13 protein-coding genes and 1 pseudogene are annotated in these 12,563 nt (G+C 62.3%); 2 read left to right on the forward strand and 12 right to left on the reverse strand.

The features are described from left to right. The 6 genes and pseudogenes from OQK_RS10010 to OQK_RS10035 all read right to left on the reverse strand — a co-directional run. A pseudogene (locus OQK_RS10010) lies at positions 1 to 234 on the reverse strand (NADH:ubiquinone oxidoreductase subunit N); the annotation flags it as partial. A gap of 93 nt (positions 235 to 327) precedes the next feature. Beyond that, positions 328 to 1,770 carry an efflux transporter outer membrane subunit gene (locus OQK_RS10015; RefSeq protein ID WP_016772262.1) on the reverse strand — a complete coding sequence of 481 codons (1,443 nt, stop codon included), beginning with the start codon at positions 1,768 to 1,770 and terminating at the stop codon, positions 328 to 330. Continuing rightward, positions 1,767 to 2,654 (reverse strand): efflux RND transporter periplasmic adaptor subunit, encoded by an 888-nt coding sequence (locus OQK_RS10020; RefSeq protein WP_016772263.1) that lies wholly within the window; start codon positions 2,652 to 2,654, stop codon positions 1,767 to 1,769. The genes OQK_RS10015 and OQK_RS10020 overlap by 4 nt, the downstream gene beginning before the upstream one ends. Then, positions 2,651 to 2,860, reverse strand: coding sequence for a DUF1656 domain-containing protein (locus OQK_RS10025; protein ID WP_016772264.1), 210 nt, complete (start codon positions 2,858 to 2,860; stop codon positions 2,651 to 2,653). The genes OQK_RS10020 and OQK_RS10025 overlap by 4 nt, the downstream gene beginning before the upstream one ends. Beyond that, positions 2,857 to 4,920, reverse strand: coding sequence for an FUSC family protein (locus tag OQK_RS10030; protein ID WP_016772265.1), 2,064 nt, complete (start codon positions 4,918 to 4,920; stop codon positions 2,857 to 2,859). The genes OQK_RS10025 and OQK_RS10030 overlap by 4 nt, the downstream gene beginning before the upstream one ends. Next, a complete protein-coding gene (locus tag OQK_RS10035; protein ID WP_016772266.1) occupies positions 4,917 to 5,345 on the reverse strand; it encodes a MarR family winged helix-turn-helix transcriptional regulator in 429 nt (142 codons plus the stop codon). Before OQK_RS10035 ends, OQK_RS10030 begins: the two co-directional genes overlap by 4 nt. Before the next feature lie 195 nt (positions 5,346 to 5,540). Here OQK_RS10035 and OQK_RS10040 point away from each other — a divergent pair, with 195 nt between their 5' ends. Beyond that, positions 5,541 to 5,819, forward strand: coding sequence for a hypothetical protein (locus tag OQK_RS10040; protein WP_016772267.1), 279 nt, complete (start codon positions 5,541 to 5,543; stop codon positions 5,817 to 5,819). Continuing rightward, positions 5,816 to 6,097 (forward strand): type II toxin-antitoxin system RelE/ParE family toxin, encoded by a 282-nt coding sequence (locus OQK_RS10045; protein ID WP_016772268.1) that lies wholly within the window; start codon positions 5,816 to 5,818, stop codon positions 6,095 to 6,097. Before OQK_RS10040 ends, OQK_RS10045 begins: the two co-directional genes overlap by 4 nt. On the opposite strand, the gene OQK_RS10050 is transcribed toward OQK_RS10045, so the two are convergent. The 6 genes from OQK_RS10050 to OQK_RS10075 form a co-directional block, all read right to left on the reverse strand. Next, entirely contained in the window at positions 6,085 to 6,339 is a 255-nt protein-coding gene (locus OQK_RS10050) for a DUF2789 domain-containing protein (RefSeq protein WP_016772269.1), read from the reverse strand. The genes OQK_RS10045 and OQK_RS10050 overlap by 13 nt on opposite strands. Positions 6,340 to 6,417: 78 nt before the next feature. Then, on the reverse strand, positions 6,418 to 7,929 hold the full coding sequence (locus OQK_RS10055) for an efflux transporter outer membrane subunit (protein ID WP_050977852.1): 1,512 nt from the start codon (positions 7,927 to 7,929) through the stop codon (positions 6,418 to 6,420). A 54-nt stretch (positions 7,930 to 7,983) separates the two neighbouring features. Then, positions 7,984 to 9,051, reverse strand: coding sequence for an HlyD family secretion protein (locus OQK_RS10060; protein ID WP_016772271.1), 1,068 nt, complete (start codon positions 9,049 to 9,051; stop codon positions 7,984 to 7,986). 27 nt (positions 9,052 to 9,078) lie between these two features. Beyond that, on the reverse strand, positions 9,079 to 10,617 hold the full coding sequence (locus tag OQK_RS10065; protein ID WP_016772272.1) for an MFS transporter: 1,539 nt from the start codon (positions 10,615 to 10,617) through the stop codon (positions 9,079 to 9,081). A 224-nt stretch (positions 10,618 to 10,841) separates the two neighbouring features. Next, positions 10,842 to 11,759 (reverse strand): LysR family transcriptional regulator, encoded by a 918-nt coding sequence (locus OQK_RS10070; protein WP_016772273.1) that lies wholly within the window; start codon positions 11,757 to 11,759, stop codon positions 10,842 to 10,844. Between the two features lie 132 nt (positions 11,760 to 11,891). Next, on the reverse strand, positions 11,892 to 12,563 hold a 672-nt coding region (locus OQK_RS10075; RefSeq protein ID WP_038860818.1), incomplete at its 5' end, for an ABC transporter permease.

Raw genomic sequence — 12,563 nt, forward strand, 5'->3', positions numbered from 1 at the left:
CAGCACGAGCATCCTGCCCCGTTCGAGCTGGCGCTTCTTGACCCGTTGCAGCTGAATCGAGGTCCACGCGACGACGACGATCGCCATCACTGCGATCAGTGCAACGGCGCTGTCGAGGAAGATCATCGCCGTATCGATCTGGTGGGCCAGCATGATCCCGTAGAAATACGTGGCCGAGAGCAGCACCAGTGCCACCAGAGCGCACCAGAAGCCGAGAGCGTAAGGGTTTTTCATTATTGGTTTCCCCTGGGCCAGCACGAGCAATGTGCATTGCAGGAGCGCTTGGCATGGGGCGCCCCTCCAACACTTCAAAGCATAGCAACGGCCTCAGGGTTTGCTGGCGCTCGAGGTGTTCGTTCGTCCGCTTTCCCAGCCACCGCCCAGGGCGAGGAACAAATCGATCTGGCTCATCGCGACCTGGGTGTTGGCGGCGGCCAGTTGCGCGGTGACATCGGTGTAGGTGCGGGTTGCTTGCAGGTCGGCAAGGAACGACTCGCGGCCGGCCTGGAAGAAGCGGTGCGTCTGCTCGGCCGCGAGCTTCGCCGACTGTTCGGCTTCGGCCAGCGCATCGCGGCGTTGCAGCAGCGCGCTGTACTGGGCCAGACCGGTCTGGGTCTCGCGGATGGCGTTGAGCACCACGCCGTCGAAATGCGCCAGCGCGCCTTGAGTGTTGGCCTCGGCTTCACGAATGCGCGCACGGGCGCCGTTGGTCGGTACTTTCCAGCTCAGCGACGGGCCAAAGCCCCAGCGGTTGGTCGACGGGTCGCCAAGGTCATCAATGATGCCGACGGTGCCGATGGTCGCGCCGATGCTGATGTCCGGGTACAGCTCACCGGTGGCGATGCCGATGCCGGCGGTTGCCGCTGCGAGACGCCGCTCGGCCTGACGAATATCCGGGCGGCGCTTGAGCAGCGCGGCGCCGTCACCGACCGGCACCAGTTGCGCGATCTTCGGCAACTCGGCGCAACTGGCGGTACCTGCCGGCAACTGTTCGACCGGTTTGGCCAGCAGCATCGACAGACGGAACAGCCCGGCCTGACGCGCGGCTTCATAGCGCGGCAAGTCGGCGCGCAGGGATTTGAATTGGGTCTGCGAACGGGTGACCTGAGTCTCGTCACCACGCCCGGCATCGCGCAGGCGCTGGATCAGCGTGGTGCTCTGCGATTGCAGATCGAGAGAGTGCTCGGCGATTTCCCGCTCTTCGTTGGCTGCGCAGACCTGGGTGTAAGCACGAACCACGTCCGCCACCAAGGTGATGCGCGCCGTGTCGGCTGCGGCCTGAGTCGCATCGGCATTGGCTTTGGCCGCTTCGATGCCGCGTTGCAAGGTGCCCCACAGGTCGAACTGGTACGAAGCGCTGATGCCGATATCGGCAATATTGGCCACCGGGACTTTCTCCGGCAGCAGGAACGCCTGACCGGATTCCTGCAAACGTTGCGCGCCCATTTTCACCCCGCCGCTCCAGCCACCAGCGGCCTCGGCTTCATCCACCTGAGCACGTGCCCGCGACAGGTTCGCCGCCGCCACGCGCAGGTCGGTATTGGAAGCCATGGCCTGCTGCACCAGTTGATCAAGGCGCGGGTCTTTATACAGCCGCCACCAGTCGGTCGGCACCGGCGCCGAGACCACCGGTTTGCCGGCGACTGCCAGCTCGCCCTGAATATCCTTGCGCTGCACCGCCGCGTCGGCGGGCACCTGATAATCCGGGCCGACCATCTGACAGGCCGAGAGCATCACGCCCAACCCGGCGATCAACCAGGCCCTGCTCATGGCTGCGGCTCCTCATGCTGGTCGTCGATGATCGACACGGTGGCGGTACGCCCGGCGATCATGCGGAAGTCGGCCGGCACCTCATCAAAAGCGATGCGCACCGGAATCCGCTGCGCCAGGCGTACCCAACTGAACGCCGGGTTGACGTTGGGCAGCAGGTTGCTGCCGCTGGTGCGGTCGCGGTCTTCGATGCCGGCGACGATACTTTCGACATGTCCGCGCAACCGCGCGCGGTCACCGATCACGCGGATATCCACCGATTGCCCGACGTGGATGCCGTCGAGTTTGGTTTCTTCAAAATAGCCGTCGATGTGGAAGGAGTTGCTGTCGACCACCGACAACACCGGGCGCCCGGCGGTGACGAATTCCTGCGGACGCGGCGCGCGGTCGTTGACGTAACCGTCGACCGGGCTGCGGATCACCGAACGATCAAGGTTGAGCTGCGCACTATCGACCGCCACCAAGGCTTCGGCCAATGCCGACTGTGCACGGGCGACGCGCGACTGGCTTTCTTCCAGCTGTTCGGCCGGCACCAGATTGCCGAGGCCACGGTTACGCTTGGCTTCACGCTGCGCCTGGGCGAGGGTTTCTTCGCGATCGGCAACGGCGGCCTTGGCCTGGCGCAGGGCCAGCTTGAAGCGGTCCTGGTCGATGCTGAACAGCACCTGGCCACGTTTGATCAACTGGTTGTCCTTTACCTCGACCTGCTGGATCAGCCCGGAAACGTCAGGGGCGATCTGGATGATGTCGGCGCGAATGTGGCCGTCGCGGGTCCACGGCGCGAACATGTAATACATCACCATGCGCCAGACGAGGACAACGGCAAAAGTCACGATCAGCAGGGTCAGAACCACGCGACCGATGGTCAGAAACGGTTTTTTCATGTCATCAGGTATCGACTGAGTGAGTCCACGCCGTACAGCAGCACGGCGTAGAGCGCCACGTTGAACAATGCCCGGTGCCAGACCAGACGGTAAAAGTGCAGGCGTTGCAGCACGCCATGCACCAACAAAAACAGCACGTAAGTAATGCCCATCAGCACCAGCAGGGTCGGCAGGAAAATGCCGCTGATATCCAGATCACCGATCATAGGGGCGCTCCATCGGGCAGCGGTTCTTCGGGCTCGGCGCTGGAGACGAACTCGACGCCGGGCAGCAAGGCCAGACGCAGACCGCTCAAGGCGTGCAGCAGGTGTCGACGGGTTTCATCGTCGCCCTGGCCGTTCAGCGCACGTCGGGTGCGATCAAGGGTCATCAGCAGACCGCTCGGTGCCGGCAGGCGTTCGTCGGCTTTGAGGCACGCGCGAAAATACTCACCGACCTCGCCCACCACTTGTCGCAACAGGGCGTTTGGCACGCCGGTGACGCGCGGGGTGTAGGCAAGCAGATCGAGCATATTCAGACCGACACGCACTTCACGCATGGCAATACCGGTGTCCTGACCGGTCAGGGCCAGACGCGGCAGGTGCTGCATCAGCCGATCGAGCAGCTGCACGCCCAAATGCCGATGCTCGGCGAGGCTGGCTGGCTCGGTCATGCTGACAATGTCTTTCCAGCTGAACCGGGTCAGACGCTTGGCCGCCAGCTCGGCGCCGAACGGTCGCGCCACCAGCGTCCAGATGAAAGCGAACAACAGCCCCAGCGGCCCGGCGAGGTTGGAGTTGGCAAAGGCAAAAAAGTCAGCGTCGTAGGCGCCCTGAATACTGATGAACGACGAGGTATTGACCAGCGTCAGCAGCATGCCGAGGTAGAATCGCGGCTGCACGGTCAGCGTGCCGACGCAAATGAACGGCACGGCAAACGCCAGCACCAGCATCGGGAAGTCGTGCAGGTTGGGCAGAATCAGAAACAGATAAAGGCTGGCGAACAGCACCGACATCCCGGTCCAGAAAAAGAACCGGTAAATCTGCGGCGCCGGGTCGTCCATCGAGGCAAAGAAGCTGCACGCCACCGCTGCCAGGATCACCGCGCTGCCGCCGTCCGGCCAGCCGAGCAGGATCCACAGCACCGAAGCAACGATGATCGCCAGAATGGTCGAGGTCACCGAGTAGAGCATCAGTCCGCGATCGATGAACGGCGTCAACCGGCCCAGGCGCCAATGCCGGTAGACCGCGCGCCAGCTGTCCTGGCGCTCGCACAGAATCGCATCCTGCAGGCTGCGACAGTCCTGCCACAGATCGATGAATTCACCGAGGCGGTAGATCGCGTTGGAGAACAGCAACTGTTTGCGCTCCTCCAGCGCTTCGGCGCTCGGTTGCAACGCGTCGAGTTGATCTCTGAGTGCTTGCCAGCGCTCAAGGTTGGCGTCCGCGTAGGCCAGCCATTCCCGGGTCGCGGTCAGCAACGGCTGGAATTTTTCCACCAGTTCCGGGGTGCGGCGTTCGAGGGCGTACAGCGAATCCTCAAGGGCATCGATCACCGGCAACAGGTGAATCATCCGCCCGCGCAGTTCCTTGGTGTTGCGCACGGTTTGTGGCCGCGCGCCTTCGTGGGGCAACTGGCCGATCATCAACTCGAGGCTGTTGAAGTTGGCGACCATGGCCATGCGCAGCGCGGTGACTTCTTCCGGCTGCACATCGCGGCTGAGAAACTTCAGGCTGTAGCTCGTCGCATCGGCGAACCACTTGCTCACGGCATCGTTGAACACCGGCGCCAGCCGTCGCGGCCAGAACATCGCACCGACCACCGCAGCGACGGCGATGCCAAGGAAAATCTCTTCGGTACGCGCCTCGGCCACGTCCCACACCGCCAGCGGATTATCGACCACCGGCAGGGCAATCAGCGGCAAGGTGTAGCCGGCCAGCATCAGCGCATAGCTGTTGGCCGTGCGCAGATGCAGGGACATGAACAGCAGAATGCCGGTCCACAACGCGATCACCACCACCAGCACATAGGGGCTCTGTACGAACATCGGCACGAACAGCACCGCCGCCGCCGCGCCCAGGAAAGTGCCCGCCGCGCGGTATAGCGCTTTGGAACTGGTCGGGCCGAGAAACGGGCTGGAGACAATGTACACCGTGGCCATCGCCCAATACGGACGCGGCATTTGCATGAGCAAGGCGATGTACAACGCAATCATCGACGCTGCAAAGGTACGGACCCCGTAAAACCAGTCACGGGCCGGCGGCATGCCAGTGAAAAAACCGTTCAAGAATTGACCACCACAGGCGAACTCGCCGCCTCAAAAGCCCTCAGTACCCGAAGCGTAGCTTCCAGATCGCTGCGCTCGATGCCTTCCAGCACCTCATGACGCAAGCGCACCAGCTCGGCCTCCACCGCCTGCACCAGCTCGCGGCCGGTATCGGTCAGGCTCAGGCACTTGGCCCGGCGATCCTGCGCATCTTCGGTGCGACAGACGTAACCGGCGTGGCACAGCTGATCGAGCAAGCGCACCAGCGAAGGACTCTCCATCCCCGCAGCCTGGGCGACTTGTACCTGACGCACGCCCTCGCCCAAGCGGCCGATCATCAACAAGGGCACGGCGCAGGCTTCGGAAATTCCATAGTTGACCAGCGTGGTCTGGCAGATCTTCCGCCAATGCCGGGCGGCCACCACCATGGCGCTGCTGATGTTCATCTGGAGACTGTCGAGGGAATCGGACACGGGATAACGGACACTGTTAGTTTGCTAACTATCAATATCGCATTGGAGGGGAATTTCAGTCAAGTTTTGAAACAAATCTCTCCGTTAGTCGCCCTATCTGACTCAAAGCTTTCTCCATCGATACTGACAAGGTATATACGTTGTCATCACCAAATTCAGGAGCCCAACATGTCAAAACAAGCCGTTTTCACAATGAAACTGGAGCCGGAGCTGCGGGAGGAGTTCATGGCGGAAGCCGAAGCGGCACACCGGCCGGCGTCGCAAATCATGCGAGACATGATGCGTCAGTATGTTCAAACCCAGCGAGAGGCCCGCGAATATGAAGCGTTCCTGCAACGCAAGGTTGAAATCGCTCGGGAATCCGTACGTGCCGGAGACGGATTGAACAACGAAGACGTAGAAGCAGCGTTCGCGGCAAAGCGCAGGCAGGCAGAAGATCACCTATGAAAATCATATGGACGCCAGCCGCCGCACAGGATCGTGCAGACATTTGGGACTACTTGCAGGCCGCCAACCCAAGAGCGGCCATCGAAATGGATCTGCGCTTCAGCGAAGCGGTTCATCGCCTTTCCGACAATCCGTTGATTGGCCGTGCCGGCATCATTGCCGGTACGCGTGAGCTGATTCCGCATCCCAGTTACCGTCTTGTCTATCAAACGGAGAGAGATGCCGTCTGGATCATGGCGCTGGTGCATACGGCACGGACTTGGCCTCAGCCGAAGTAATCAGCCCGCCCCTTACGCAACATCACATTCAACTGATCCACCACCTCCGCCCAGTCCGCATCATCCAGAATCTCCTCGCGCAGAAACTGCGCCTGACCTGCCGTCCAGAAAAACGCGTCAGCCAGATGCAAATCCGGCTTGAGCGGCGAATGGCTGGCGATGAATTGGTCGATGCCGGTCGGATCGTCATCGAGGCCGAGTTGTTTGAACAGGGCCGGTAGACTGTGCTGCGGATTTTCCATGATGCAACTCCTCTGCAATTCAGGTCCGGCGTTGCGCCGTTCGCTGCAGTGGAGTTGATCATAGCTGTCGCGGCGGGTTCAGGGTCTGGCGACGTCAAGTGAGCCTGCGGCCAGTTGCGCTGCCGGATAAACCGACTGCCATCCGCCGCCGAGCGCCTTGTACAAACCGATCATCGCCAGGGAAACGCCGGTCGAGCTTTCCACCCATTGTTCCTGCGTGGCGAGCAAGGCGCTTTGCACGGTGAGGACGTTGACGAAATCGACCACGCCTTCGATGTATTGCTGTTGCGCAGTACGCAGGGCGATCTGGTTCTGATGCACGGCTTCGGCGAGGCTGTCGCGACGGCGCTGGCTGGCGTTGTAGGCGGTCAGTTGATCGTCGATTTCATGCCAGGCGCGCAGCACGGTTTGCTGGTAGGCGATGGCCGCTTCTTGTTGCTGGGCTTCGCGCAGTTGCAGCATGCCGCGCAGGCGTCCGCCGTCGAACAACGGCAAGCTGAATTGCGGGCCGATGGCAAAGGCACGCGAGCCCCATGAACCGAAATCGCTCAGCTGCATGGCCTGGGAACCGAGGTTGCCGGACAGGGTGATGCGCGGATAGAAATCGCCCTCGGCCACGCCGATGTTGGCGGTGGCGGCGTGCAGACGCGCTTCGGCCTGGCGGATATCGGGGCGGCGTTCGGCCAATTGCGACGGCAGGCCGATGGCGACTTGCAGTGGCGACTGCGGCACTGCCGCGTCTGTGGATAACGCTTGAGCGAGGGCCTGCGGCTGTTCGCCCATCAGCAGACTGATCGCGTTGATCAGTTGCGCCTGACGCTGCTCGAGCGCCGGCAGCCGTGCCTCGATGGCGGCGACTTGCGCGGCGGCTTCGGCGACGTCCAGGTCGGTGGCCACGCCATCGGCCAGCCGCAACTGCGAGAGTTTCAGGCTGTGGCGAGCGACGTCGAGGTTCTGCTCGGTGACGGCGCGGGCGTTCTGCACCCCGCGCAGCTGAATGTAGTTTTGCGCGGTGTCGGCAAGCACCGTCAGCAGTACGTCACGACGGTCGTTTTCTGCCACTTCGAGATTGGCATCAGCGGCTTCGGTTTCACGGCGCACGCGACCCCAGAAGTCCAGTTCCCATGAGGCGGAGAAACCGGCATCCCACAGATTGAAAGCCTCGTCGCCGTTATTTCCCGATGGATCGTTCAAGCCTTTGCCACTGTTGCGTTTGCGCCCGTAGCTGCCGGTGGCAGAGCTGTGCGGATAGCGCTCGGCGGTGATCACCTGACGCGCGGCGCGGCTTTGTTGCAGGCGGCTGCTGGCCAGTTGCAGGTCGAGGTTGCTGTTCAGCGCGCGCTGGGTGAGCGCGGAAAGTTGCGGGTCGTGGAAGGTTTCCCACCAGCGTTCGTTCAGCGGTTCGCTGACGGCCTGGCTTGGGGCGGACCTGGCGGGTTTGGCCCAGTCGGCAGGCTGAGGGGCTTCGGGTTTCTGGAAGTCTGGGCCGACAGTGCAGGCGGTGAGACTCATCGTGAGCAAGGCACTGAAGGTTAGCTGCTGCCACTGGCTTTTTCGCGAGCAGGCTCGCTCCCACAGGGGGGAACGCATTAAAAAATGTGGGAGCGAGCCTGCTCGCGAAGGCGGCAGCCGATTCAACACCGATCATCGCTGCGTCACCTCGCGCCCGGACGCCTTTGAGCTGGCGGTATCAATGCTCGCCTCGACCGACATCCCCACCCGCAAGCGCTCAGCCAGTGGCTGGCCCGGTTCCAGCACGATCTTCACCGGAATCCGTTGCACAACCTTGGTGAAATTACCGGTGGCGTTATCCGGTTTCACCGCCGCGAAGGTCACGCCAGTTGCCGGCGCAATGCTCTCGACGCGACCGCTCAAGGCTTCGCCGCCAAGGCTGTCGACCCGCACTTGCACATCCTGCCCGGGCTGCACGTCGGTCAACTGGGTTTCCTGAAAATTGGCCACCACATAAGCCTGCTGCAACGGCACCACCGCCAACAGTTTGCTGCCCGGGGTGACGTAGGCACCGACACGCACCGCGCGCTCGCCGATCATGCCGTCCTGCGGCGCGGTAATGCGCGTGTAAGAGAGGTTGAAACTGGCGATTTCCAGTGCCGCCTGCGCGTGTTTCAGATTGCCTTCAGCGGCGTTGCGCTGGGCAGTGAGGATTTCGACTTGTTTGCGTTCGGCCGCCAGTTTCGCCGTCGCGGTGTCGAGGCGCGCCGAGGCCTGATCGATGCGCGTGCGCGCCTGCTGCGCGTTCTGCACGGTACCGGCACCGACACCGGCGAGGTGGTTGTAGCGGTTCAGTTCCTGCTGCGCAAAAGCCATTTCCGCTTTGGCCGAGACCACGGTGGCCTGCGCCTGAGCAATCAGCGACGCCTGCCGCTCGAGAGTCGCGTTGGCGTTCTGCAACTGCGCCCGCGCGACCAGGGTTTGCGCATCCGCCGCTTCCGCCGCTGCGCGCAGATCACGGTCATCGATCAGCGCCAGCAACTGCCCGGCCTTGACCTGCTGGTTGTCTTCGACCAGCACCTGCTTGATGAACCCGGCCACGCGCGGCACCACCAGCGTGTAGTCGGCGGAGACGAAGGCGTCGTTGGTGGTTTGCTCGGTGCGTTGGCCGAACAGCCCGGGCATTGCCAGGTACACCAGCACGCCCACCGCCAGCGCGGCAGCCACGGCCACCGCGAGTTTTTGCTTGGATTGAGTCATAAAAAACCTTCAGTTTCAGTACAGCGATCAGGTCGGCGCGCGCGGCGGATAAATCCGCGTCGGCAGCCAGAAAATCAGCAGGATCAACGCCACAGCGACGCCGGCCATGCACAGGTACAAATCGGACGAAGTCAGCACCACCGCCTGCTCGTGCACGCGGTGAGCGAGGCCCGGATCGCTGTGATCGGCCAGCGGCGAATTGCCGAGGCTGTCGACCAACATGGTTGAATGGAAATGCAGGCGCGCGGTGGTCAGCGCTTCGATGACGCCGGTGGCAACCACGGCAGCCAGGCCTTTGACGGTGTTGAACCACGCCGACGCGAACGGCCCTTCCATCGGCGTGATACTGCCGGTCGACAACATCAGCAGTGGCAACACCGCCATCGGCTGGCCGAAAATCTGCAGCCATTGCAGGACGTAGAAGTCATCGCGAATCCACGCCGAAGTCAGGTGTGAACCGCCGAGGCAGGACAGCGCGAGCATGCTCAGACCCATGCCGAGCACCCAGCGGCAATCGACCCAGCGCAAGTTGCATAGCGCCGCCACCAATGGCAGCGCGATCAACTGCGGCAGCGCGGCAATGAGCATGATCGGCGCGGTTTGCGCAGGACGATAACCCTGCACCTGGGCCAGATAACTCGACGGAATCAACACCACCGCCAGCAGCACGATCAACACCCCGGCGAGGGTGATCAGGGCGAACAGCAGGTTGCGGATGCCGAGCATCTGCAGCTTGAAAAACGGAATCGGCTGCGACCATTCATTGATCATAAAAGCCACCAGCAGCAGCGAACCGGCACCGAGTAATCCACAGATCAGATTCGACTCGAACCAGTCCAGTCGATTGCCCTGCAACAGACCGATCACCAGCATGCAGATCGCTGGAAAGCCCAGCAGCAGGCCTTTCCAGTTGAACGTCTTGAGACGTTCCAGCCGCAGCGGATCCTGGGGCAATCCGTAAGCCACTGCGGCCATCGCGATCAGGCACGGCACGATGATCTGCCAGAACGTCCATTGCCAGCCGACGTATTCAGTCCACAGACCGGCCAGCGGCGTGCCGAGTCCCGGGCCGAAAGTCGCGGTCAGTGCGTAGCCGGCCAATCCGTACAGTTTGATGTTCGCTGGGAGAAAGCGCAGTGCGACGGTCATCAGCATCGGCGGCAATGCACCGCCGGCGAGGCCTTGGAGGATGCGCATCAGCAGCAGACTTTCGTAGTTCGGGGCGAACGGGCACAGCACGCCGAGCAAGGTAAACAGGCCGATCGCGCAGAGGGTGAAGCGGCGCAGCGAGAAGGTCACCGAGCACCACGGCGCGAAGGCCATGGCCGCGACCGACGTGGCCGTGTAGCTGGCAACCAGCCAGGTGCCTTCGTCATAGCCGATGTGCAGCGCGCCGCGAATATCGGCGAGTGCGACTTTGGTGACCATCTCGTTGAGGCCCGAGACCAGCACGGCCAACAGCACGCCTACCAGACCAATGATGATCCGCGCCCCGAACACCGGTGGCGCAGCCGCCGTCGCCGGGCTGGTCGCGGCGAGAGGCGCCGGAACCGTCAGGGATGTCATGAATGAAAAGCTCCGGGGGTAAAAATACCGGAGCATTTTAGTGGGGCTTGATGCTGACGAAAATTGACTTATTGGCAGGTTATAAGTGCATCAGACACAACGGTAAATGCCTATGTGGGAGCGAGCCTGCTCGCGAAAGCGGTGGACCAGTCGCCATTGAGGTGACTGATTCGACGCCTTCGCGAGCAGGCTCGCTCCCACAGGATTCGATGGTGTCTGATGATTTATGGCTGTGCCGCCAGCCACGTTTCATCGCAGCAGGTCTTGAGGGTTTCACGCAGCCAGCGGTGGGCCGGGTCCTTGTCGAAGCGCGGGTGCCAGGCCTGGGTCAGCATCAGCATAGGCAGCGGAATCGGCAGATCGAATGAACGCAGTTTCAGGCCCAGCCGCCGCACGCTGAGCAGTGCTTCTTTGGGCACCGGCAGGATCAGGTCGGAGTCGGGCAAGGCAAACATTGCTGCATGGAAACTCGGCGCGATCACCGCCACCCGGCGCTCCAGCCCCAACGCATTCAACGCCGTGTCGATCGGGCCGCGAGCGATGCCACGTCGCGACATGCTGATGTGGGAAAAACCGGCGTAGCGCTCAGCGGTGATTTCGCCATCGAGCAACGGATGATTCTCGCGCACCAGGCCGACGAAATGCGTGGAGAACAGGTTCTGCACTTTCACTTCCGGCGTAAGCGGACGAGTGTTGCTGACGCTCAGATCGATGCGCCCTTCGCGTAGCGCTTCATCGTCGCCATCGCCTTCCGGGACGAAGCGCAATTCGCAATGCGGGGCGAGTTGGTCGAGGGTATCGAACAGCTTGCCGCCGTAAACGCCGACGAAGAAATCATTGGCGCGAATGCTGAAGCGTCGACGCAAGGTGCCCAGTTCGACGCTATCGGCGGAGCGAAACAGCAGCGCCGCCTGCTCGACCACGTCGCGCACCTGTTCGCGCAGTTCGAGGGCCTTGGGGGTCGGCACCAGGCCACGCCCGGCGCGCACCAGAATCGGATCGCCGATGGCTTCGCGAATCCGCGTCAGCGTGCGGCTCATGGCCGCCGGGCTGAGGTTCATCCGCCGCGCCGCGCCGACCACACTGCCCTCGTCGAGCAAGGCATCGAGGGCGACCAGAAGGTTCATGTCCGGGAGTTGCATGCTGAGCACTCTTGGCTGATCTGGATTGATCCGGGCGCAATGCTAGCAGATCAAAAGATCGCAGCCTGCGGCAGCTCCTACAGAGGATGGTTTTCCCATGTAGGAGCTGCCGAAGGCTGCGATCTTTTCAGGTCAGCGCTGCATACCCCAGCGCTTGACGGTCACCCGCTCAAGGGTGGCAAACACCAGATTCTCCACCAGCAGACCAATCAGGATCACCACCGCCAACCCGGCAAACACCTTGTCGGTGTACAGCTCATTGCGATTCTGGAAGATGTACCAGCCCAGCCCGCCCTTGCCACTGGTTGCGCCAAACACCAATTCGGCTGCGATCAAGGTGCGCCAGGCAAACGCCCAGCCAATCTTCAAACCGGCGAGAATCGACGGCAGTGCCGCCGGGATCAGTATGAACAACACAAGGCGCAACCCCTTGAGACCATAATTGCGCCCGGCCATGCGCAGCGTCTCGGAGACGCCGAGAAATCCGGCATAGGTGTTCAGCGCCAGCGCCCACAGCACCGAATGCACCAGCACGAAAATCAGACTGTTCTGCCCCAATCCGAACCAGAGCAGCGCCAGCGGCAGAAGGGCAATCGCCGGCAACGGATTGAACATCGAAGTCATGGTGCTGAGCAGATCACGTCCCAACTGGGTCGAGACCGCCAATGTCGTCAGGGCGAACGCGAGGACGATGCCGATCAGGTAGCCCTTGATCAGCACCACCAAAGATATCCAAACCTTGGCCGGCAACTCGCCACTGAGCAGCCCGTCCAACAAGGCATGCGCGGTTTGCAGAAAACTCGG

The organism is Pseudomonas sp. R62, assembly GCF_000257605.1.
Lineage (GTDB): Bacteria > Pseudomonadota > Gammaproteobacteria > Pseudomonadales > Pseudomonadaceae > Aquipseudomonas > Aquipseudomonas atacamensis.